At 58.4% G+C, this 22,082-nt stretch carries 19 protein-coding genes and 1 pseudogene; 7 read left to right on the forward strand and 13 right to left on the reverse strand.

Annotated elements, in window-relative coordinates; all coding sequences use genetic code 11:
- The 4 genes and pseudogenes from GHN92_RS24005 to GHN92_RS03820 form a co-directional block, all read left to right on the forward strand.
- Positions 1-334: pseudogene (locus GHN92_RS24005) on the forward strand (hypothetical protein); the annotation flags it as partial.
- 59 nt (positions 335-393) lie between these two features.
- A complete protein-coding gene (locus GHN92_RS03810) occupies positions 394-1,692 on the forward strand; it encodes a carbohydrate porin (RefSeq protein WP_095001509.1) in 1,299 nt (432 codons plus the stop codon).
- An 80-nt stretch (positions 1,693-1,772) separates the two neighbouring features.
- Positions 1,773-3,233: an amidase gene (locus tag GHN92_RS03815; RefSeq protein ID WP_095018310.1), complete on the forward strand. Its 1,461-nt coding sequence runs from the start codon at positions 1,773-1,775 to the stop codon at positions 3,231-3,233.
- Between the two features lie 40 nt (positions 3,234-3,273).
- The gene (locus GHN92_RS03820; protein ID WP_095001631.1) at positions 3,274-4,617 is read left to right on the forward strand and encodes an MFS transporter; all 1,344 of its coding nucleotides are present in this window, start codon (positions 3,274-3,276) and stop codon (positions 4,615-4,617) included.
- 74 nt (positions 4,618-4,691) lie between these two features.
- Here the strand turns inward: GHN92_RS03820 and GHN92_RS03825 are convergent, their stop codons facing one another.
- The 12 genes from GHN92_RS03825 to hmpA form a co-directional block, all read right to left on the reverse strand.
- Positions 4,692-5,921, reverse strand: coding sequence for an efflux RND transporter periplasmic adaptor subunit (locus GHN92_RS03825; RefSeq protein ID WP_240043259.1), 1,230 nt, complete (start codon positions 5,919-5,921; stop codon positions 4,692-4,694).
- Positions 5,908-7,362 (reverse strand): TolC family protein, encoded by a 1,455-nt coding sequence (locus GHN92_RS03830; protein WP_240043258.1) that lies wholly within the window; start codon positions 7,360-7,362, stop codon positions 5,908-5,910. Before GHN92_RS03830 ends, GHN92_RS03825 begins: the two co-directional genes overlap by 14 nt.
- Positions 7,352-8,548: an ABC transporter permease gene (locus GHN92_RS03835; protein WP_133145188.1), complete on the reverse strand. Its 1,197-nt coding sequence runs from the start codon at positions 8,546-8,548 to the stop codon at positions 7,352-7,354. The genes GHN92_RS03830 and GHN92_RS03835 overlap by 11 nt, the downstream gene beginning before the upstream one ends.
- Positions 8,545-9,252, reverse strand: a complete 708-nt coding sequence (locus tag GHN92_RS03840) for an ABC transporter ATP-binding protein (protein WP_153379414.1) — start codon at positions 9,250-9,252, stop codon at positions 8,545-8,547. The genes GHN92_RS03835 and GHN92_RS03840 overlap by 4 nt, the downstream gene beginning before the upstream one ends.
- Before the next feature lie 186 nt (positions 9,253-9,438).
- The gene (locus tag GHN92_RS03845; RefSeq protein WP_133144795.1) at positions 9,439-9,906 is read right to left on the reverse strand and encodes a hypothetical protein; all 468 of its coding nucleotides are present in this window, start codon (positions 9,904-9,906) and stop codon (positions 9,439-9,441) included.
- A 284-nt stretch (positions 9,907-10,190) separates the two neighbouring features.
- A complete protein-coding gene (gene cyoE / locus GHN92_RS03850) occupies positions 10,191-11,078 on the reverse strand; it encodes a heme o synthase (protein WP_095001514.1) in 888 nt (295 codons plus the stop codon).
- An 11-nt stretch (positions 11,079-11,089) separates the two neighbouring features.
- Positions 11,090-11,416, reverse strand: a complete 327-nt coding sequence (gene cyoD, locus GHN92_RS03855; RefSeq protein WP_016779556.1) for a cytochrome o ubiquinol oxidase subunit IV — start codon at positions 11,414-11,416, stop codon at positions 11,090-11,092.
- Positions 11,416-12,039 (reverse strand): cytochrome o ubiquinol oxidase subunit III, encoded by a 624-nt coding sequence (locus GHN92_RS03860; RefSeq protein WP_095001515.1) that lies wholly within the window; start codon positions 12,037-12,039, stop codon positions 11,416-11,418. The genes cyoD and GHN92_RS03860 overlap by 1 nt, the downstream gene beginning before the upstream one ends.
- Positions 12,040-12,042: 3 nt before the next feature.
- Positions 12,043-14,067, reverse strand: a complete 2,025-nt coding sequence (gene cyoB / locus GHN92_RS03865) for a cytochrome o ubiquinol oxidase subunit I (protein ID WP_095001516.1) — start codon at positions 14,065-14,067, stop codon at positions 12,043-12,045.
- Between the two features lie 3 nt (positions 14,068-14,070).
- Complete coding sequence (gene cyoA / locus GHN92_RS03870; RefSeq protein ID WP_153379416.1) at positions 14,071-15,009, reverse strand: ubiquinol oxidase subunit II; 939 nt, start codon at positions 15,007-15,009, stop codon at positions 14,071-14,073.
- 811 nt (positions 15,010-15,820) lie between these two features.
- Positions 15,821-16,330 (reverse strand): disulfide bond formation protein B, encoded by a 510-nt coding sequence (locus GHN92_RS03880; protein ID WP_095001518.1) that lies wholly within the window; start codon positions 16,328-16,330, stop codon positions 15,821-15,823.
- 168 nt (positions 16,331-16,498) lie between these two features.
- Positions 16,499-17,671: an NO-inducible flavohemoprotein gene (hmpA, locus tag GHN92_RS03885; protein ID WP_133144794.1), complete on the reverse strand. Its 1,173-nt coding sequence runs from the start codon at positions 17,669-17,671 to the stop codon at positions 16,499-16,501.
- A 154-nt stretch (positions 17,672-17,825) separates the two neighbouring features.
- Here hmpA and norR point away from each other — a divergent pair, with 154 nt between their 5' ends.
- From norR to GHN92_RS03900, 3 genes are all read left to right on the forward strand, one after another.
- Positions 17,826-19,373 (forward strand): nitric oxide reductase transcriptional regulator NorR, encoded by a 1,548-nt coding sequence (gene norR / locus GHN92_RS03890; protein ID WP_133144793.1) that lies wholly within the window; start codon positions 17,826-17,828, stop codon positions 19,371-19,373.
- Between the two features lie 217 nt (positions 19,374-19,590).
- Entirely contained in the window at positions 19,591-20,490 is a 900-nt protein-coding gene (locus tag GHN92_RS03895; protein ID WP_095001521.1) for a chemotaxis protein, read from the forward strand.
- A 5-nt stretch (positions 20,491-20,495) separates the two neighbouring features.
- On the forward strand, positions 20,496-20,969 hold the full coding sequence (locus tag GHN92_RS03900; RefSeq protein ID WP_133144792.1) for a GNAT family N-acetyltransferase: 474 nt from the start codon (positions 20,496-20,498) through the stop codon (positions 20,967-20,969).
- Here GHN92_RS03900 and GHN92_RS03905 read toward each other — a convergent pair.
- Positions 20,966-22,012 carry a methyl-accepting chemotaxis protein gene (locus GHN92_RS03905; RefSeq protein ID WP_370688595.1) on the reverse strand — a complete coding sequence of 349 codons (1,047 nt, stop codon included), beginning with the start codon at positions 22,010-22,012 and terminating at the stop codon, positions 20,966-20,968. The two genes, GHN92_RS03900 and GHN92_RS03905, sit on opposite strands and share 4 nt — an antisense overlap.
- Positions 22,013-22,082: the final 70 nt, after the last annotated feature.

The following is a 22,082-nucleotide window of genomic DNA, read 5'->3' on the forward strand; positions in this document are numbered from 1 at the left end:
CAAGCCCGGCTCCCACAACCCCAGGGCCATCTCTCCCTGTGGGAGCGGGCTTGCTCGCGATGCAGGCAACACGGTGCATCTGGCAAACCGCAATGCCCCCATCGCGGCCAAGCCCAGCTCCCACAACCCCAGGGCCATCTCTTCCTGTGGGAGCGGGCTTGCTCGCGATGCAGGCAACGCGCTGCATCTGGCAAACCGCAGTGATCCCATCGCGGCCAAGCCCGGCTCCCACAACCCCGGCTCCCGCACGGTAGTCGCACTACCAGCCCCTGGCCCTATCGATAGTCCCCGCTGGCCCCATTCGCTGGTCACGGATATGCAGTACTACTGCTGACCACCAAAGCACTTGGCGTCGTCCTGAAAACAAAACGTTAAGGATGGGAAACTCTCACTATGTTTTACGCAAAGTATCCGTTAGCCGTCAGCCTTGCCGCCTTCGCTTTTACCCAGCATGCGCTGGCAGCCGACACGTCCGCTGCCCCCGAATGTGCCCAGTATGAAAAGCTGCTGACCCGCGCCGAACTGGCCTTCAAGAACGTGCCCATTTGCGCGCGGATCAAGCCGGACCTGTGGGGGCTGCGCAAGGAGCTGGCCGAGCATGGCATCGGTTTTACCGCCACCTCGTATAACGGTTACACCTATGACGTATTGGGCAACAACGCGAAAAAGCAGGTGTATAACGGCCAGAACCCCAGCTACAACACGTCGCTCAACCTGTACCTGACTTACGATCTGACCCGCATCGGTTTTGCCAATGACGCGCAGCTGACACTGGCCGGCAACTGGGTGGACTCGACCTACACCCCGGCCAACCCGCGGGTCAAAACCGTCTCGGTATTTGCCATCAACCAGTCCTTTTTCAATCACCAGCTGGAACTGGAATACGGCTTCATACCCGGCGTGCGCCTGTTCTATGGCATGGCGCTGGGGGGCAGTGCCTCGACCGCCGCCCTGGGGCCAAGCAGCGTGGTGCCATTTCAGGTCGGCATGTCGGCTACCGAGCCGACCCCAACCGTCAACGTGATCGTGCGTGACCCGTCGCTGCGCTTCTACAACAGCACCGCCCTGACCCGCAGCGTCAGCCCCGAAGGCATCCAGAAGGATGTCGACCTCAACCCCAGCGGATTGCGCCTCAAGGTGCCGGATGCCCGCGCCATGCTGATCAATGAGTTCGGCTACAAGCAGGCACCGTCGGCCAGCTCCAACGCCATGTGGCTGCGCGCAGGGGCCATGTACAACACCAGCCATTACACCGAGTTCACCACCGGTGAAAAGTCGGACAACAACTACGGCGTATACCTGGCCGAGACGGTGCAGGTGACCAAGCCCTACGGCGATGCCCGCGGCTGGTATCTGGACAGCAAACTCGATTACTCGCCTGACTCGGTCAACGCCATCAACAAGGCATTCCAGGTCAGTGCCTTCAATGTCGGCCCGTTCGCCAGCCGCCCTGCCGACATGGCCGCCGTGGGCCTGACCAAGAGCTACTACAGCAAGGATCTGCGCGACGTGACCAGGAGCTATGGCATGGAAGCGGCGCCCTACACCCTGGCGGTAACCGCTTCCTATGCGGCCCGCCTGATCCCCGGCGTGTATTTGATCAGCGGTCTGACCTACACCAAGAACCCGGTATTCACGCCGATCCATTCCGATGCCCTGTTGCTCCAGGAATCGCTGAACTTCCTGTTTTAAAGCGCCAGCCCCCAGCCGTATATACCCGTCACCTGGTCCTTTGCAGCGCAGGCCCAGGTGCTAATGCGAGGTCGTAGAACATGAGCGATGAACGTTATCAACTGTCCACCGGCGACTATCTGGCGCTGGACGCCACAGCCATGGTCGCGGCGGTCAAAACCGGCGAACTGACCCCCCGGATGCTGCTCAGCGCCGCCCAGGCGCGCTGCGATGCGGTAAACCCGCTGGTCAATGCGGTCAACATGCGCCACGACGAGCATGCCAATAGCGTGCTCAGGGCCCGTCACCACGCCGGCAGCGAGCTGCTGGGAGCATTGGCCGGGGTGCCGATGCTGCTCAAGGACTTGAACACTTACCTGACTGGCACCCTGACCACCAACGGCTCAAGAATGCTGGCCGACACGCCGCCGGCAACGCGCAACAGCACCATCGTGCAGCGCTACGAGGCCGCCGGGATGCTGATCTTCGGCAAGACCACCAGTCCCGAGTACGGCCTGACCACCACCACCGAATCCTCACTGTGGGGCCAGACGCGCAATCCGTGGAGTCTGGCCCACAGCGCAGGCGGCTCATCCGGCGGTGCGGCGGCAGCCGTGGCCGCAGGCATCGTGCCCGTGGCCCACGCCACCGACGGCGGCGGCTCGATTCGCATCCCGGCGTCGTATTGCGGCCTGTTTGGCCTCAAGCCCACGCGCTATCGCACCCCTCAGGGCCCGGACACCTTCGAAGGCTGGTTCGGTGCCAGTTGCGGTCATGTGGTATCACGCAGCGTGCGCGACTCGGCACTGTTGCTGGACGTCAGCCACGGTCATGAAAAAGGCAGTCCCTACTGGCTCGCGCCACAGGCCATAAGCTACAGCGAGGCAGTGCGGCGCAGCCCCGGTTCGTTGCGCATCGGCGTGGTCGATCAGGCCATGACCGGCCTGGAACTGGACGCCGATATCCGCAGCGTTTTGAACACTACTGTTGATCTGCTGTTGGGTCTCGGACATCGGGTAGACCCCGTGACCCTGCCCGTCGACCCGCAGCAGGTATACGGCGCTCACGGCGCCGTGGGTGCAGCCGCACTGCTGGCCGCCGTGCGTGACCGCGAAACCGTCCTCGGCCGCCCGTTGCACGCTGACGAGCTGGAGCCCGTCAGCCGTTATCTGGTCAACAATGCCACTTCGGCCACCGCCGAAAACCTGTACCGTGCCCGACGCAGTTTCGAATTGATCGGCAGTCGCATGGAACACCTGTTCGACGACTATGACCTGCTGCTCAGTCCGGTCACCTCGCAGATCACTCCCGAATTGAAAGTGGCCAGTCTGGATCAGGATTACCCGCACTACATCCAGGGCATCATCGGCAGCATCGGCTACAGCGTACTGGCCAATGTCAGTGGCCAGCCGTCCATGTCGGTGCCGCTGGGCACCAGCAGCAGCGGCTTGCCCATCGGCATGATGTTCAGTGCAGGCTGGTGCCGCGAAGACCTGTTGTTCCAATTGGCCGGGCAACTCGAACAGGCAAGCCCCTGGGCTGATCGACGCGCACCGCTGTAAGCCACTCAACCGATGAACACTGCTCGATGGGATTGAAATGATGAATAACCAAATCTCCGGATTTCGCCGTCATTACACCTTGTTTGTGTTGTTCCTGATTTCGGCGGTCAGCCTGATCGACCGTCAGGTCATGGGCGTTGTGATTGAACCGATCAAGGCCGAATTTCACGTTTCCGATACCCAGATCGGCCTGCTTACAGGTCTGGCCTTTGCTCTGGTCTACTGCCTGTTTGCGATCCCGTTGGGGCGCTTTGCCGACCGTGGCCATCGGCGCAACCTGATCGGCTGGTGCTGTGCGTTCTGGAGCGTGATGGCCATGCTTTGCGGCTTTGCCAGTAACTTCTGGACCCTGGCCCTGGCACGCATCGGCGTGGCAGTGGGCGAGTCGGGCAGCGGCGCAGCATCGATGTCGATGATCGCCGACCTCTACCCGCCCCATCAGCGCTCCAAGGCCATCAGCGTATTCATGCTCGGAGCGCCCATCGGCGCCTTGCTGGGCATGAGCCTGGGCGCCTATATCGCGTACTACCACGGCTGGCGCGAAGCCTTTATCTGGATGGCGCTGCCTGGTATCGCTGCCGCTGTATTGCTGCGGTTTACGGCTGCCGAACCATTGCGCGGCTTATGGGAGAAAGCCCGTGAGTCGCGCCCAGCCGTGCCCCATGAAAGCGTGATGCAAGTGATGCGCGTGGCCTGGGCGTCGAAAACCTTTGTACGTATTGCCCTGGCCGGGGCGCTGCTGGCGTTTGCCAGTTATGCGTTCAGTATCTGGAGCACTGCATTTCTGGTACGCAGCCACGGGCTGACGCTCAAGGACGCAGGCATCATCATGGGCCTGGCAGCCGGGCCGGGGGCCATTATCGGCTCTCTGTCCAGCGGCTGGTTGAGCGCCTGTCTGGCCCAACGCGACAGCCGCTGGCAATTGGGCGTGCCGATCGTCGGGGCACTGCTGGCCTTGCCGATGTCGATTGCCTTCGCGCTGTACCCGGCCGGTCATCCCTGGACGCTGGGTGCGCTGCAAGTGCCCCAGGCAACGGTGTTCATGTTTGGCATGTCGGTGTTCGGCATGTGGTGGATGGCACCGAGCTACACCGCCATTGCCCAACTGGTGGCGCCTGAGCGCCGCGCAACCATGATCGCCCTCTACAACTTCGGGATCATGGCCATCGGTGCAGGTTTCGGCCCATTGGCCGTGGGTGTGCTGAGTGATCACCTGACCCCGCTAATGGGCATCAATGCCCTGCGCTGGTCGCTGGTCATCTGTTCCGGGGGTTATCTGCTGGCGAGCGGGTTGTTGATCAGCGTATTGCGGCCGTACGGGATCGCAGCCGGTCTTGCCAATGTACTGCCGGTGTTGCCGACGGCCAAAATGCGCACGGCCTGACAATCACTATGGGGGCCGGCTTTGCTCCGCAGCCTGTATCGCGGACAGCCCGCTCTCCAGAGGGTTGCAGCCAATCACTTGACCCGGACGAAACCGGACTCCACACCGAACACTTCAAGCCCATCCACAGTGGACTGGCCTATGGTGATGGCTCGACGCTCAACCGGGGCGTCCAGCCCGTCGCGATACTCGACAGACAGGGTATCACCGTCCCTCTCGACGGCTTCGTGGGGGATGATGAAACTGTTGTCGTTGCGGTAGGTAACGATGGTCATCCGGGCGCTCATACCCAGCCTCACACGCTTGAAATCACCACCGGAAGGCTGGTTAACCGTAATGGTGAGCGGAAACCTTGCTGCACTGCCCTCATTTTGATCCTGTACGGCCAGTTGACTGATAGAACTGATATAGCCACTCAGGGCTGCCGAAAAACCCTCTCCGGTAATCCTGACTTCCTGATTAAGAGAAAACTTGCTGACGTCGGACTCCGATACCTGGGTGATGACCTTGAGCCCGCTCATATTGGCCAGTTTGATCATCTGCTGGCCCATGCTGAAAAGCGCACCTTTGTGCAACGTCACGGCATCACCACCTGTTGACTGCGGGCCTCCCAGTGACAACACAACACCCGAGTACGGCGCGTAGAGCGTCTTGTGCGCCAGCAATGCGTTCAGTTGTTTATGGATGACACTGGCGTTGCGCAGCTCCATCTCGGCAATGGTTCTGGCCTCCCCCCTGCCGGTTGCCAGCACAGTGTCGAGTTCGGAAGTAGCTGCCGCCAGCTCCAGCGCTTGCAGGTCACGCTGTTGCTTCAAGCTGTCGCGCTCATTACGGGGAACAATGCCTTTTTGATATAACGCCTCGACTTGCGAAAGCTCCAGTTCAAGGTTTTGCATGGCCAGCTCGGCCACCCTGAGTGACCGCTTTGCCCGCACCACCTGCGGATCGTTGGTCCAGGTTCTGAACGTTTCGACTACCTGCTGCTGCTTCAACTTGTTCGCCAGCGCATCCCTGACCTTGATTTCAAGCAACGCCGTATCGAAAGAAAGAAGGACCTGCCCCTCTTCGACCGACATGCCGGGGCTTAACTCATGGGCCATCAAAACCCCTTCAAAAGGGGCATTGAGTACGCTGGTTTCAACCGGTTCTACCCTGCCCACCAGGCCGATTTCATGTTCCAGCTTCTGCCTGCTGACGGCGACCCAAACCTCTGTGTCTTCAGGGACTGAGGAAGTGAACAGGGTCCACCCTGAGGCGAGCAGCAGGACAAGGATAAGGACGCTGAACGGTTTAGAAATCCTCAAGAGAAATCTCCCAGTTTTCCAGCAGCACGCCCAGCAGTACATCGCGTCGGGCCCTGGCATCCAGGTATGAAATCCTCGCATTCAGATTCGCCTCCTCTGCCGCTCGCAGGTCTGACTCGAAGCTGATGATCTGGAAGTTGCTCGAGCGCCCGACATTCAATTTGTCGGTCTCGATGGCCAGTTTGCGGCGGGACAGGTCCGTGAGCCGCTGCGAGATTTCAAGCTGGCGCCACTGGGTTTTCAACCCCCGCACCGAGTCGGTTACCTGGCGTTCAAGATCCATGCGTGCCTCTTGCTGGATCAGTGCTTGCTGCTCTACCTGGGTTCGCGCATGTACTTTGCCTTGTCGCAGGGCCATATCTGCGATGGGGATTTCCAGCTTCAGGCCGGTATAGCTGTCCCAGGATCTGCCACCACCCCGGGTACCCTGTTCGCGTAACTGATTGACCCCTGCCACCCACGACAGATCCCAAAGAGCCTGATCTTGTGCAACCAGCAGATTGATTGAGGCCACTTCACTCTGCAGCAACGTCGCCAAAAACTGAGGCTGGTTTCTCTGCGCCAGTTCAAGCGCCGCGGTCCGATCGACTTCAGGTCGGGTGACCTCCAGGGTTCCGGAGGCATGGATGCTCGTCGACAGGTCGAGGGCCAATAGCTTGAGCAGCGATAAGCGGCTGCTTTCCAGCTGATTGCCGGCCTCTTCGAGCGCCAGTTGCTGAGACGCTATATCCGCTTCAATCTGGACCGTTTCAAACTCGGCCACACGCCCCGAGGCAATCAGCAATCTATTGACCTCCAGCAACGAAACGGCCCGCGCCAAAGCCTTGCTGGCGAGGGCTACCTGGCTCTGCGATTTGAGCAGGCCGTGATAGGCCGAGATGATGTCGTAGAGGGTCTGCGACACGCTGGCCTTGGCAGTCAGCCGGTTGATCTGCCCTGTCAATCTGGCCAGGCGCAGAGGCGCAGTCGTGACATCTTTGCCCGCGCCCCGGAGCAGCGGTTGAATGACCGTCAGCTCCATACCCTCACTTTGCAGCTCCCCCGTATTCTTTGAAGCATTGAGCTGTTGCTTCCAGCCGAGTTCCAGGCGGGTTCCATACTCGCCCAGCACACTGACGCTGGGCTTGGCTTCACTGGCCCGCCCCCGGTCTGCACTGCCTCTGGAAAGCATATGGGTTGCGCTCAACTTGAGTTGCGGGTTGAATCTGTCTTGCGCCACGCGCAGGTCGAACCTCTCGCGCAAGCGTTGAAGCTTGAGGCTGCGAATGCTGTAGTTACTGCGCATACCCAGTGCAACGGCTTCGGCCAGCGACAGGTTGATAACGTGCTCGCTCAACAGCGCCGTGTTTTGGTCCGGCAAGCCTGGTTGTGCAACCGCCAGCGCGGACTGCAGCAACACGCCATATGCCGCGCCCATAAACCCTGCGCGTCTAATAATCACGAAGGGCCTCCACGGGGGGCAGGCGAGAGGCTGCGATGGCCGGTTTCAAACCAAAGAACACACCCACTGCAACGGTGCTGATCACGCCCAGGGGGATAGCATTTGCGGCTATGTCGAATGCCCAGCCCGACACCCGGGCATAGACATAAGCCAGCACCATCCCCAAGCCTGCCCCCAATACAGCACCGGTAGTGCTGAGCACCACCGCCTCAATCAGGAACAGATTGCGGATGTCATGGCGACGGGCGCCAATAGCCATGCGCAGTCCGATTTCGATGCGGCGTTCATAAACGTTCATGTACATGATGTTCATCACCGCCACACCGCCTCCCACCAGCGTGATCCCGCCCAGGGCCATCAAAAGGTAATGGAACGTGCGACTCTGGCGGTTCATGCCTTCAATCATTTGCTGGGGCGTAATCACCTCTATTGTTCGTGACATGAACGCCCGGGTCAGCCTGTCCTGCATCGTCGGGACAACACTGGCACTTTTGTTATGCGGCGGGATGCGCACAATCAGGTCATTGATCCTCGCCTCAGCGGCAACACGGGCAAGGCCCTGCAGCGGTACAAATACCGAGTCATCGACGAAAATCGGACTGAGCATCGACTCGGGTCTGGGCTGCAATACACCGACAACCTTGAACAGGTAATTCTTAAGCCTGAGCCAGTCACCCACACGAATCCGCGTCCCCCCCTGGCTCAGCGAAACGGCCACCTTATGGCCGAGGACCACTGCATTTTCAGACTGATCAAAGGTGTGTAAAAACCGCCCGTCGCTCATCGACAGTTTCATTACCTCAAAGAGCGAAGGCAGCGTCCCGACCAGACGAACATCGGCTGTCTTGCGATTGAACCCGGCCTCCAGCGACACGATCGCAGCAGGTGCGATCAACAGGTCTGCCAGGTCGAGTTTGTTGAGTGCCTCAATGTCAAAGGAGAGACGTGACTCTTGAGTGCCCGGCTTGTCAGCGAGCAGTACCGAAAGGCTATCAACGCCCATGTCCTGAAAGATCAGGGCGACATCATGCCGTGCGTTATGCCCGATATTAATGACCGCAATGATTGAAGCGCTGCCGATCACAATGCCCAGAAGCGCCAGGGCCGAACGTTTGCCCAGTGTACGAAGGCTGTCTACAGCCTCGGTTAGTGTCTGTATCAGTGCCGAGGGGAGCAAAGTGCTCAGGGCTCGCACTTGCGCACCTCCTCAACCCGGCCGCCGTGCACCATGACCTGCCTGTGCATAAGTTGCGCAACCTGATGGTCATGGGTAACAACCACAAGGGTGACCCGCTGCTCCTGCTGGATCGACAGCAGCAGTTCCAGAATGGCACTGGCGGTCTGGCCGTCGAGACTGCCAGTCGGTTCATCGGTCAGTATCAGCGACGGTTGCCCAACCAGCGCACGGGCAATAGCCACGCGCTGCTTTTGCCCACCGGACAGGTCGGCGGGCATAGAATGGGCCCGCTGAGCCATCCCCACGCGCTGCAACATCTGCAGCGCCTGAGCCATGGACTGATTACGGTCGATGCCCCGATAACGAAGCGGCAAGGCTACGTTTTTGATAACGCTCAGGCGCGGGATCAAATTGAAGTTCTGAAAGACAAAACCTATATGCATCTTTCGAAGAGCTGCCAGTTCATCACTGTGCATTGCACAAACGGGCTGCCCCATAAGCAGGTACTCACCCTCGTCGGCAAAATCCAGCAGGCCGATGAGATTGAGCAATGTACTTTTACCGGAGCCAGACGGGCCGATGATGGCACAGGTGTCGCCAACCCCAAGTTCGAAGTCGACATTGCGGATTACGGGAATCAAAGCTCTATTGTGTGAATAGCACTTGCCAACGCCTTTCATTGATATGATTTTCACATCAGCCAAAACACCCATTATTTTTTAACATCCGCAGTAGCTGCATCAACTGCAAGCCAGGGGCTTCTTACACAATTTCCACTCCGTGCACGTCTGCTTATCATGAGCAAGTTCTGCTCTATAAACTTCTTTTTGTTACAGACTGCCGACCGACAAGAAAGAGCGCAAACCCCTCATATTTAAAACAGGGTTCAGGCAGCCGGTTTAAAACCTTATAGCTTCAGTCCAGCAACGCGGGTCCGGGCCTGACTTGTCAAAAATAAATTCATAGAAAGCCTCGACCCTGGCGTTGCCCACAGCCAGATTCTGACGCACAAGGTTTAGATCGTGCCATTTGCCGTCCTGGATCATGCGGTCCGGCGAGTACACCATGTTGCCACGATCAAGGTTCGGAGCTTTGCCGGCACTCAGATTAACATTGGCTTTGTTACCACCACTCTGGCCATTGAGACGGGTAATCTTGTATCGCTTGGTATGTACCCATTTACCGGTCTGAAAGTGCCGACCGGCTGTCCCTTCAATAACGCCTATAAAATTACCCGCTTTGCACGTTAGCGTGAAATCATGGTTTTTACCTATGCCAACCGGGATATCCCTGGCAACACTGACCTCAACAAAAGTACAAACAAGAAAACCAACAGCAAGTGCTTTTTTTATGGAAACCAGGAACACCGTACCCTCCTTGCATCTTAAATAATTATTGAATCAGGCCGGTACATTCGAACACCGATAAACAATAAAAAATATAAGGCGAGTTATCCGCACAACGTAGGAAATTGCGAAAGTTACTTGGTTTCTGTTTATCACCGCTGCCCTGTTTCACCCCAGCTACAACGCATAACCCGCCGCCCGTTTTTCACGGTATTACGCCACACAACACAGCGAACGAGCCTGTACAAAAGCCATAAAAAAACCCCGCTCTTCTTTCGAAGGCGGGGTTTTTCACTCTGGACAGATCAGTGCGCGTAAGTCAGTAACAACTCGGCAGGCGCTTTGAAATCCAGGGACATCATGACGCTCAGCGCGGTGATGGTGAAGATCGAGAACACGAACAGCTTGCGTGCCCAGACCTTGTCGTCGACGGCCTTGTAGCCCGTCCACGCCATGTACAGCCAGTACATGCCCATCGCAGCTGCCACGGCCATGTAGCTCATGCCGGCGTAACCGCCGAGGGTGAGCATCAGGGTCGCGATCAGAAACGCGAGGATGTAGAGCAGGATGTGCTTCTTGGCAACCTTGATCCCGCGCTTCACTGGCAACACCGGAATCGATGCAGCCAGGTAATCGTTGAAGCGGAAGATCGCGATGGCGTAGGAATGCGGCATCTGCCACAGGCTGAACATCACCAGCAAGGTCATTGCAGCCATGTCGAAGCTGTTGCTCACAGCTACATAGCCGATGACCGGAGGCATTGCACCCGACAGACTGCCGATAAGCGTGCCGTGAACCGACTTGCGCTTGAAGTACAGGCTGTACAGACCGACGTAGATCACGAAACCGATCGCGGCGAACAGAGCCGCCAGCGGGTTGGCTACGCGATACAACAGGTACAGGCCGGCGCCCCCCAGCAGGGTGGCGTAAACCAGCGCCACCTTGAGGGAGATCAGGCCTTGAACCAGTACGCGGTTCTTGGTGCGGTCCATCTTGATGTCAATGTCGCGGTCGATGCAGTTGTTGAACACACAACCGGACGCTACCACCAGGGAGGTGCCGATTACCGCGGCCAGGAACAGGGCAAGATCGAAATGCCCCTTCGAGGCCAGGAAGAACCCGCCTGCCACAGAAAGCACGTTACCGAAAATGATCCCCGGTTTGGTGATTTGGATAAAGTGCTTGAAGGACATCGGGTCTTACCTCACTTCGCCATCATTTCAGTGTGGATGCTGAACATGATCCACAGGGACAAGCCCACCAGCAGCACAATTACCAGCGCAGCAAATACCAGCGCGGTGACGTTGTTGCGTTGTGCAGGCGAACGGTCCAGGTGCAGGAAGTACACCAGGTGAACAACCACTTGCACCACGGCGAACAACAGTACGATCGCCAGGGTGGTGAATTTGGGCAGCGATGGGTACATCACCAGCCCGAACGGAATAACGGTCAGGATCACCGACAGGATGAAGCCGATCGCGTAGGACTTCACGCTGCCGTGGTTGGCGCCGTCGGAATGTGCGTTAGCCATTACAAAGTCCCCATCAGGTAAACAACGGTGAATACGCAGATCCACACCACGTCCAGGAAGTGCCAGAACAGGCTCAGGCAGCTCAGGCGGGTCTTGTTGGTCGAGGTCAGGCCGTTTTTCTGCACCTGGTACATCATGATCGCCATCCAGATCAGACCGCTGGTCACGTGCAGACCGTGGGTACCGACCAGGGTGAAGAAGCCAGACAGGAAGCCCGAACGGCTAGGGCCGTAGCCCTCGGAGATCAACAGGTGGAACTCGTTGATTTCCATGGCGATGAAGCCTGCACCGAGCAGGAAGGTCATGGCCAGCCAGAACAGCACCTGCTGTTTCTTGCCCTTGAACAACGCCAGCATGGCGAAGCCGTAGGTGATCGAACTGAACAGCAGCAGGGCAGTTTCACCCAGTACGTACGGCAGTTCGAAGATGTCGTGGCCCGACGGGCCACCTGCAACGTTGTTTACCAATACCGCGTATACCGCGAAGATCGATGCAAACAAGATGCAGTCGGTCATCAGGTAGAGCCAGAAACCAAAAATGGTTGTCTCGCCCGCGTCGTGGTGTTCCTCATGCTCATGGTCGTGACCATGAGCGTGTCCAGCAGTGGTCGCTAAGTTCGACATGGTTTAAGCCTGTTCCAACTTGGTTTCAACACGAGTAGCCGGAATTGCTTTGGCGGCTACCAGACGCTTGTGCTGCTCGGCCTCGATACGCTCGATGGTCTCGACCGGCACCATGTAGCCTTGGTCGTCACGGGCGGCGTGAGCAACGAAGACAACAACCGTACCTACCAGACCCACGATGGCCAGCCACCAGATGTGCCAGATCATCGCGAAACCGAAGACGGTCAGCAAAGCACCCATGTACACACCAGTAGCGGTGTTGTTAGGCATGTGGATAGGCGAGTACTTGGCCGGAACCTGGTACGCAGTGCCGTTTTCCTTGGCTTCGGTGAACGGGTCGATACCGTCGACTTTTGGCAGTACAGCAAAGTTGTAGAACGGTGGTGGCGACGAAGTCGACCATTCCAGCGTGTGAGCATTCCATGGATCGCCGAATTCGCAGGCGTTCTCTGGCTTGTTGCGGTCACGGACGCTGACATACAGCTGGATCAGCTGGCTGGCGATACCCATGGCAATCAGTACTGCGCCGAACAGGGCTACGTACAGGTAAGGCACCCACTCAGGGTTGGTGCTGGCATTCAGACGACGGGTCATGCCCATGAAGCCCAGTGCATAGAGCGGCATAAAGGCGATGAAGAAGCCGACGATCCAGAACCAGAACGCGCGCTTGCCCCAGGTTTCGTTCAACTTGAAGCCGAACGCTTTCGGGAAGTAGAAGCTGAAGCCTGCGATGTAACCGAATACTGCGCCGCCGATGATCACGTTATGGAAGTGAGCAATAACGAACAGGCTGTTGTGCAGTACGAAGTCAGCACCCGGGATGGCCAGCAGTACGCCAGTCATGCCGCCGATGGCGAAAGTCACCATAAAGCCCAGGGTCCACAGAACCTGGCTGGTGAAGCGCAGACGGCCCTGGTAGATGGTGAACAGCCAGTTGAATAGCTTCACCCCCGTCGGGATCGAAATCAGCATCGTCGCCAGACCGAAGAAGGCGTTGACGCTGGCACCCGAACCCATGGTGAAGAAGTGGTGCAGCCAAACCATGAAGCCCAGCACCGAGATCGCGCCGGAGGCGTAGACCATCGAGTGGTGACCGAACAGACGCTTGCCGGTGAACGTGGAGATAACTTCGGAGAAGATACCGAACGCCGGCAGAATGAGGATGTACACCTCAGGGTGACCCCACGCCCAGAACAGGTTGACGTACATCATTGGATTGCCACCAAGTTCATTGGTGAAAATGTGGAAATCCATGTAACGGTCAAGTGTCAGCAGTGCCAGGGTAGCGGTCAGGATCGGGAACGAAGCCACGATCAGGACGTTTGCCCAGGTGCAGGTCCAGGTGAAGATCGGCATGTCCATCAGTTTCATGCCTGGAGCACGCATCTTCAGTACGGTCGCCAGGAAGTTAACCCCGGTTAACGTCGTACCTAACCCCGATAGCTGTAGAGCCCAGATGTAGTAATCCATCCCCACGCCCGGACTGTACTGCAAGCCCGACAGCGGCGGATAGGCAACCCAACCGGTCTTGGCGAACTCGCCGACGCCCAGCGACAGGTTGACCAGCACAACGCCGGACACCAGCAGCCAGAAGCTCAGGGAGTTGAGGAACGGGTAGGCCACGTCACGGGCGCCGATCTGCAGCGGCACTGCAAGGTTCATCAGGCCGGTGAAGAATGGCATCGCCATGAAGATGATCATGATCACACCGTGAGCGGTGAAGATCTGGTCATAGTGTTCAGGTGGCAGGTAGCCAGGCGAACCCTCGGTGGCCATGGCCAGCTGGGTACGCATCATGATTGCGTCGGCAAAGCCGCGCAGCAGCATGACCATGGCGACGATGATGTACATCACGCCGATTTTCTTGTGGTCGACTGACGTTAGCCATTCGGTCCACAGGTAGGTCCACTTCTTGAAATACGTGATTGCTGCAAACAGTGCCAGACCACCCAGCGCGATCATGGCGATGGTCACCATCACGATCGGCTCGTGGAACGGGACCGCTTCCCAACTTAATTTACCAAACATCGTTTACTCCTCTGCCCCGGCAGCTGAATGCGAACTCATGTCCACCACATCGGTCCCGGCCACTTCTTTCTTCTCGTGCTTCACCGGCTTGCCTGGCGTCATACCTTCGTACTTGTCGACGATTTTCTGAAACAGGTTCGGTGTGTACGAGGAGAACAGTTCAACGGGGTTGTTCTGACTTGGCTTGCTCAAGGCTTCGTATTCAGCTTTGTCAAGCTGTTTAGGTGATGCTTTGACTTCACTTACCCAAGCATCGAAATCAGCCTGAGTAGTCGCGATCGCTTTGAATTTCATGCCCGTGAAACCGGCACCGCTGTAGTTGGCAGAGATGCCTTCCATTTCAGCGTTGCGGTTGGCAATCAGGTGCAGCTTGGTCGTCATCCCGGCCATGGCGTAGATCTGACCGCCCAGGCCTGGAATGAAGAACGAGTTCATGACCGTGTCAGAGGTGATACGGAAATTGACCGGGGTGTTGGCCGGGAACACGATCTTGTTGACGGTAGCGATACCCTGTTCCGGATAGATGAACATCCACTTCCAGTCCATTGCCACCACTTCGATGGTAATCGGCTTGACGTCGGACTCGAGCGGACGATAAGGGTCCAGCGCGTGGGTCGACTTGTAGGTGATCACGCCCAGGGCGATGATGATCAGAATTGGCACAGTCCAGATCACGACTTCGATCTTGGTGGAGTGCGACCATTTAGGTGTATAGGTAGCGCTGGTGTTCGACGCGCGATATTTCCACGCGAAGACGAGGGTCATAATGATGACCGGCACCACGACCAGAAGCATCAGCAGTGTTGCAGTGATGATCAGATTCCGCTCTTCGATCCCGACCTGCCCCACCGGATCGAGCAATGTCATGTTGCAACCTCCCAGCAGCAGCGTGCCGAAAAGTGGCAATAAGCCAAGGAGTCTGGGGTACCTTTTTTTAGTCATCTCACGACCTCTAAAACAGCTTGCACAATGCAGTTGGTTTTTTTCGCCAACACTTCGCCCTGCCAAGGGTTGGCTCTTTTCCGGAATTGAATGAAAGCCTGCTCTATCACCATCAGGCGAACGGGCAAAATTCCGGGTTAGCAGTGATTTCTTATTCGATACGTGGTCAATGGCCTTGTCACAGACCAATTCCATTTGGTGCGGAACTTAGAAGGGTTGCCAGTACCTGGGAGTCGCATGGGACGCCTGTATTGAACAACCCAGTCGGCCTTCAACTTCCCGCTTGGGCTCAGGGATGAGCAGGCTGGACGTTCAGTGCGGGCGATTGTAGTTAGGTAGCTCTCTATAAACCATGTCTCATCCCGAAATAATTCTTATCGGGTACGGTAACAATCCCTGCCTATTATTACGCCAAGCGTTCAAGCCCCCCCTTGAAACAGAGTTGTAGCACGTCTTTAGCCCTGCACTTTTATGCCCCTTTTTAGCGCATGAACACACCCCCCTGACCCCGCCTGAACGCCCAAATAAAAAGGGCTACAGCCGATTTGCGTTGAGTCTCGCAACCCTGATTTCAACCCCTTTGCCAGCGTCAAAATGCCTCAGCTGGGTTACACGAAGTCATACGTTTAAAAGACCACTGGTCAGACCAAAACCAGCCCTGCGACACCCTGCGCGTGACAATATGTCGCAGTGTCGCACAGCCTTTTTCGACGTGAGGATCACGCCTTCTTTACATTTGCGCAGGGACAAAAAAACGCCCCGCACTGCCGAAGGAAGCACGAGGCTGCTCAAGCAAAAATTGGTGGCTGGCTCAGCTCGATTGTTTCCGGTTGCGATAGATGCCCAGTGGCACCAGCACCGCAGTCATTACAAAGGCCACCAGTGCCCACTGTGCCAGCGACAGACCAAGCACCGGCGGGTATGGGGTGGAGCAAAACCCGTCGACCTGAAACCCCAGGGGGAACACGGCTGCCAACGGCAGACCATCGACGATTGGCTGCAACACATCAAGACCGCAGCTCACGGCCGGGTGAGCGAGGATATAGACGTGGCGCCCGGCGGCGGCAATACCACCGATGGCACTGAGCACCACCAGCACTTCAAACACGGTGAGGCTGCGCCGGCCAGGCATGGCTGCACCGATAAAGGCAAAGATCGCGATCAGCAGCAGTGCATAGCGTTGCAGGATACACAGCGGGCAAGGTGCCTCGCCGAGCACGATCTGCATGTACAGCGCGCCGCCGATCAGCGCCAGGCAGATCACCCCGAGCAGGACCAGGAAGCGTTTCTCCCGGCCCAGTTGCAACATGTCATTGGTCATCCCGCGTCCCTTTGCCTGATTATGTGTAAGCCGCACAGTTTACACCCAGACCCCGGGCCTGGATGTATCTGAACGTTGCAGGAAAAGTGGCGCAAGGGGATTAATGGGGGATTAAGGTCTTGCCTGCCTCTTGTAGCAGCCTTCGTTCCTCGGCAGCTGCCACGCGCCCTACTTCAGCTCGGCTGCCGGGCCGAAGAACTCGTAGCGGCTTTGCTGCTCCGGCACACCCAGGGCTTTGAGATGACGCTTGACCGCCCCCATAAAGCCTTTTGGCCCCAGGAAGTAGGCATCCAGGTCACGCTCTTGCGGTAACCACTGAGCCAGTACTTCTTCGGTCAAAAGCCCTACATGATTTGCAGACTCGCCCTGCTCGTCATAGCAGTAGAAACGCTTCAATTGCGGATGCTGGTCTGCCAGTTCATCGATCCATGTGCGGAAGGCATGCACATCGGCATTGCGGGCACAGTGGATAAAGTGGATCGGGCGTTTTGTCGCCAGGGCCGCTTCAAGCATCGCCAGGGTCGGTGTTATGCCCACACCGCCACTGATCAGCACCAGCGGTTTTTCGCTATTGGCCAGGGTGAAGTCGCCCGCTGGCGGGAACAGCTCCAGGGTATCGCCCACATTCAGACGGTCGTGCAGGAAGTTTGACACCACCCCACCCTTCTCGCGCTTGACGCTGATACGGTAGCGACCGACCTGAGCCAGCGCCGACAGTGAGTAGTTGCGACGCACTTCTTCGCCATCGATCATGAGTTTCAGACCGATATACTGGCCCGGGGCAAAGTCGAGGATCGGTTGCTGGTCTACCGGGCGGAAGTAAAACGAAGTGATTTCAGCACTTTCCTGGATTTTGGCAGCCAGTTTGAACTCGCGCCCGCCGCGCCAGCCGCCGGGTGCTGCAGCTTTTTCGTCGTAGATGGCAGCTTCGGCACCGATCAGGATATCGGCCAACTGGTTGTAGGCCGCTCCCCAGGCGCTGAGCACTTGCGGGGTCGCGATGTCGCTGCCCAGCACTTCTTCAATAGCCCGCAGCAGGCAGCTGCCAACAATTGGGTAGTGCTCAGGGAGGATTTGCAACGCAACATGCTTGTTGATGATCCGGGCCACCAGATCGCCCAACTGGTCCAGCTGATCGATGTGCCGTGCATACATCAGCACGCCGTTGGCCAGTGCTCGCGGCTGGTCGCCACTGGCCTGGTTGGCCGGGTTGAACAGCGAACGCACTTGCGGGTATTCCGAAAGCATCATGCGATAGAAGTGGGTAATCAGTCCTTCACCGCCGCTTTCCAGCAGTGGCACGGTAGATTTAACGATGGCACGATCCTGAGCAGTAAGCATATGGGTGACTCCTGAGCACTTAGGCTTCAACAATTACCCTTTACTTATCAGTTTCCGTGCCAACAATTAAACCCTTTAAAATCAGCAAGTTAATACAAATATAGTCATTTTGACACGAGTTACTATATAGTCATAAAGACTACGCGAGGTCAAAATGACTGCAAAACTGCTACTGACCACCCTGCTGCCGCTGGTGGACGATCTGTCCCGTGATCTGCCCGAGAGCGAACGCTATCGCCGCTTGCTGCACGCGCTGCGCACCCTGCTGCCTTGCGATGCCGCAGCCCTGCTGCGACTGGATGGCGAATGGCTGGTGCCGTTGGCTGTTGATGGCTTGAGCCTGGACACCCTGGGGCGGCGCTTCAAAGTCAGCGAGCACCCGCGCTTTCAGGCTTTGCTCGCAAGTCCAGGGCCCACCCGTTTCCCCAGCAACTGCGAACTGCCAGACCCCTACGACGGCCTGGTCGACGGGCTGGCCGAACACCTGGAAGTCCACGACTGCATGGGCTGCCCGCTGTTTGTCGAAGAGCGCCCATGGGGGCTGCTAACCCTCGACGCACTGGATTCCAAACGCTTCGAGCCGGTCTCGCTGGATGACCTGCAGGCCTTTGCCAGCCTGGCTGCCGCTACGGTCAATGTGGCTCAACGGATCGAACGGCTGGCATTGCGGGTCGAGGATGAGCAGCGCAAGGCCGAACTCTATCGGCAAGCCAATGGCTCGCCCAACAAGGAGCTGATCGGCCAGAGCAAGGTGCACAAACGCTTGCTGGAAGAAATTGCCCTGGTGGGCGGCAGCGACCTGACGGTACTGATAACCGGTGAAACCGGTGTCGGCAAGGAGCTGGTGGCCCAGGCTATTCACGCAGCCTCGCCACGGGCAGACAAACCGCTGATCAGCCTTAACTGCGCGGCCTTGCCCGACACGCTGGTTGAAAGCGAACTGTTCGGCCATGTGCGCGGTGCCTTTACCGGTGCCACCAACGACCGACGCGGCAAGTTCGAGCTTGCCAACGGTGGCACGTTGTTTCTGGATGAAGTGGGCGAGCTGTCGCTGACCGTGCAGGCCAAGCTGTTGCGGGTGCTGCAAAGCGGGCAGTTGCAACGCCTGGGCTCAGATCAGGAGCACCGGGTCGACGTACGCCTGATCGCAGCCACCAACCGCGACCTGGCCGAAGAAGTGCGCAGCGGTCGCTACCGCGCCGACTTTTACCATCGCCTTAGCGTTTACCCGCTCAGGGTGCCAGCCTTGCGCGAACGCGGCCGTGATGTGTTGCTGCTGAGCGGCTTTTTCCTGGAGCAAAACCGCTCGCGCATGGGCCTGGGCAGCCTGCGCCTGAGTCCCGACGCGCAGGCGGCGCTGGTGCAGTATTCCTGGCCGGGCAATGTGCGCGAACTGGAACACCTGATTGGCCGCAGCGCCCTTAAAGCCTTGGGCAATTGCAGCTCGCGGCCGCGCATCCTGACCCTGACGGCGGCGGATCTGGATTTGCCGACCTCCGGCGCCAGCGCTGCGCCGATCGCCCCCCAGAGCCTGTCGGATGCCGTGGGCGACTTGCGCCAGGCCACTGAAAATTACCAGCGCCAGCTGATCAGCACCTGCCTGGAACGCCATCAGCACAACTGGGCCAGTGCGGCGCGGGAGCTGGGGCTTGACCGGGCAAACCTGGCCCGCATGGCCAAACGGTTGGGCCTGAAACCCTGATCCCGTAGCAGCTGCCGAGGAACGCAGGCTCGACAGCTGCAGGAACACTGCAACTGTGGGAGCGAGCCTGCTCGCGAAGGTCGTTCGCGAGCAGGCTCGCTCCCACAATAGGGCTTGACCTGCAACAGAGTATCTACAAGGGGATTTATGCCGGCCGGTTAAAGCCCGTAACATTCAGGTCGATAACCCCGTATCGCTCCCAGCACAGAAGATTTTTATGTCATCGAACAATGCCCGCGCAGACTCACTCTCCCTTCTGCTCTTCACTCTGCGCAGCGGCAAGTTGTTGGCGATCAACCTGCTCAAGGTCAGTGAAATCATTCCCTGTCCGCCGCTGACCAAAATGCCCGAGTCCCACCCCAATGTTAAAGGCATCGCCGTGTTGCGCGGCGCGGCACTGTCGGTAATCGACCTGAGCCGTGCCATCGGCGAGCAGCCGCTGCTCGACCCGGACGCTGGTTGCCTGATCGTCACCGATGTCAGCCGCTCCAAACAGGGGCTGCATGTGCAGGCGGTGAGCAAAATCGTGCACTGCCTGAGCACCGATATCCGTCCGCCGCCCTACGGCTCTGGCAAGCGCTCGTATATCACCGGTGTGACCCAGGTCGACGGTGTACTGGTGCAAGTGCTGGATATCGAAAAAGTAATCCACGGCATCGCCCCGGCCAAGGTCGAGGACGCCAGCGACAGCCTCAGCAAAGAAGAGTCAAAACTGCTGGCCAATGCCCGCATTCTGGTGGTGGATGACAGTCAGGTGGCCCTGCAACAGTCGGTCATTACCCTGCGCAACCTGGGCCTGCATTGCCACACCGCACGCAGCGCCAAGGAAGCCATCGAGCGGTTACTGGAGCTGCAAGGCACGCCGGATCAGATCAACGTGCTGGTGTCGGATATCGAAATGTCGGAAATGGATGGCTACGCCTTTACCCGTACCGTGCGCGACACCCCGGACTTTGCCCATCTGTATGTGCTGCTGCACACCTCGCTCAACAGCGCGATGAACAGCGAAAAGGCGCGCCTGGCGGGGGCCAATGCGGTGCTGACCAAGTTCTCTTCGCCGGAGCTTACACAGTGCTTGATCCTCGCCGCGCGCACGGTTGCCGAGCAAGGTTACTGAGTAGCATGAGCCAGTATTGCCTGTTGCTGCGCAAAGATTTGCGCCAGCCATTGCCACCGGCCCACTGGCCCCAGGGCTTCACCCTGGTGGCACTCACCGAGGAGCTGCTGCAACCGGTACATGCCCTGATCAGCCTGAGCCATACCGACGGCACCGGTAGCATCCAAACCCTGCAGGACTGGCAACACGGCCTGCAGCATGACCCCGAGTACGATCCCGCACTGTGTTTTGTGATCCTCCTGGAGGGCCAGGCCGTTGCGGTTGCCCAGGCCTGGACCAGCGCCTACCTCAAGGATCTGGCGGTACACCCGCACCACCGGGGCCGGGGCTTGGGCGGCGCACTGCTCAACCATGTCTTTGCCGTTTTCCGCCAGCGCCGTGAGGCTTGCCTGGATCTCAAGGTCATGGAGCACAACCACAACGCCCGGCGCCTGTACGACAAGCACGGCATGACCCTGATCCAGCGCGAGGCGCTTTAGCGCCGGGTTTGCCAGAACTCTTGCGCAAGCGAGCGCAAACCTGCGGCCAGCTCGGCGACATCCCCTGAATGGCGATGGCTCTGTTGCCCGGCATCCACAGTGACGTCACAGGCACTGCGAATCCCGGCGATATTACGGTTGATATCTTCACTGACCACGCTTTGCTCTTCGACCGCCGAGGCGATCTGCACACTCATCTCGGTGATCTTCTGAACTTGTGCACTGATCCCGTCCAGCGCGCAACTGGCCAGTTGGGTCTGATTGACACTGCTCTGAGCGTATTCACTGCTTTGCTGGATGACCTGCACCGCCGCCCGGGCACCTTCTTGCAGAGCGCTGATCATGGCCTGGATTTCACTGGTCGACTGCTGCGTACGCTGGGCCAGACCACGGACCTCATCGGCCACCACGGCAAAGCCGCGGCCCTGATCACCTGCGCGGGCCGCTTCGATAGCGGCGTTGAGCGCCAGCAAATTGGTTTGTTCGGCAATACTGCGGATCACTTCCAGCACCGAGGAAATATCGCTGCTGTGACTTTCCAGATGATGCACCACCTCGGTGGCTCGCTCCAGCTCCGTCGCCAGGTGCTGCACCGTGCTGCGGCTTTGCGTCACCAGCTGATGGCCTTCACGGGTTTCACTTTGCACCCGATCGGCTGCTTGCGACGCCTGCTGGGCGTTGATCGCTACCTGCGCCACACTCGCCGCCATTTCGTTGATAGCAGTGGCCACCTGATCGGTCTCCAACTGTTGATTCAAGGTGCTGGCATGGCTGCTTTGCAGATGCTGAACCAGTTCGCTGGCGTGCCCGGCCAATCGCTGCGAGGCATCACCGATACGCCCCACCACAGCGCCGACCTGGGCCTCAAGCATATGCAGGGCAAACTCGATCTGGCCGAACTCATCACGGCGCCCGGTATAAATCTGCTGGCTCAACGGATTGTCGCCAACGCCTTTGGCGCGACGGGTCAATGCATGCAAAGGCCGCAGCAACCAGGCAATGGCCAGCGAACTCAACAGACTGCCCAGCAGCCAGATCAACAGCCCGGCCTGTGCGTCAACGCTGGCCAGCCACAGCGTGCCCACGGCTGTAACGGCGCCAAATACGGCACTG

The sequence above is a fragment of the Pseudomonas sp. FSL R10-2964 genome (assembly GCF_009600035.1).
In the GTDB taxonomy this organism is placed as follows: domain Bacteria; phylum Pseudomonadota; class Gammaproteobacteria; order Pseudomonadales; family Pseudomonadaceae; genus Aquipseudomonas; species Aquipseudomonas bubulae.

Excerpts from the sequence above, each read along its gene's own strand:
- GHN92_RS03810 (WP_095001509.1), top strand. The coding sequence starts at position 394 with ATGTTTTACGCAAAGTATCCGTTAGCCGTCAGCCTTGCCGCCTTCGCT.
- GHN92_RS03815 (WP_095018310.1), top strand. The coding sequence starts at position 1,773 with ATGAGCGATGAACGTTATCAACTGTCCACCGGCGACTATCTGGCGCTG.
- GHN92_RS03820 (WP_095001631.1), top strand. The coding sequence starts at position 3,274 with ATGAATAACCAAATCTCCGGATTTCGCCGTCATTACACCTTGTTTGTG.
- GHN92_RS03840 (WP_153379414.1), bottom strand. The coding sequence starts at position 9,252 with ATGGGTGTTTTGGCTGATGTGAAAATCATATCAATGAAAGGCGTTGGC.
- cyoE (WP_095001514.1), bottom strand. The coding sequence starts at position 11,078 with ATGTCCTTCAAGCACTTTATCCAAATCACCAAACCGGGGATCATTTTC.
- cyoD (WP_016779556.1), bottom strand. The coding sequence starts at position 11,416 with ATGGCTAACGCACATTCCGACGGCGCCAACCACGGCAGCGTGAAGTCC.
- GHN92_RS03860 (WP_095001515.1), bottom strand. The coding sequence starts at position 12,039 with ATGTCGAACTTAGCGACCACTGCTGGACACGCTCATGGTCACGACCAT.
- cyoB (WP_095001516.1), bottom strand. The coding sequence starts at position 14,067 with ATGTTTGGTAAATTAAGTTGGGAAGCGGTCCCGTTCCACGAGCCGATC.
- cyoA (WP_153379416.1), bottom strand. The coding sequence starts at position 15,009 with ATGACTAAAAAAAGGTACCCCAGACTCCTTGGCTTATTGCCACTTTTC.
- GHN92_RS03880 (WP_095001518.1), bottom strand. The coding sequence starts at position 16,330 with ATGACCAATGACATGTTGCAACTGGGCCGGGAGAAACGCTTCCTGGTC.
- hmpA (WP_133144794.1), bottom strand. The coding sequence starts at position 17,671 with ATGCTTACTGCTCAGGATCGTGCCATCGTTAAATCTACCGTGCCACTG.
- norR (WP_133144793.1), top strand. The coding sequence starts at position 17,826 with ATGACTGCAAAACTGCTACTGACCACCCTGCTGCCGCTGGTGGACGAT.
- GHN92_RS03895 (WP_095001521.1), top strand. The coding sequence starts at position 19,591 with ATGTCATCGAACAATGCCCGCGCAGACTCACTCTCCCTTCTGCTCTTC.
- GHN92_RS03900 (WP_133144792.1), top strand. The coding sequence starts at position 20,496 with ATGAGCCAGTATTGCCTGTTGCTGCGCAAAGATTTGCGCCAGCCATTG.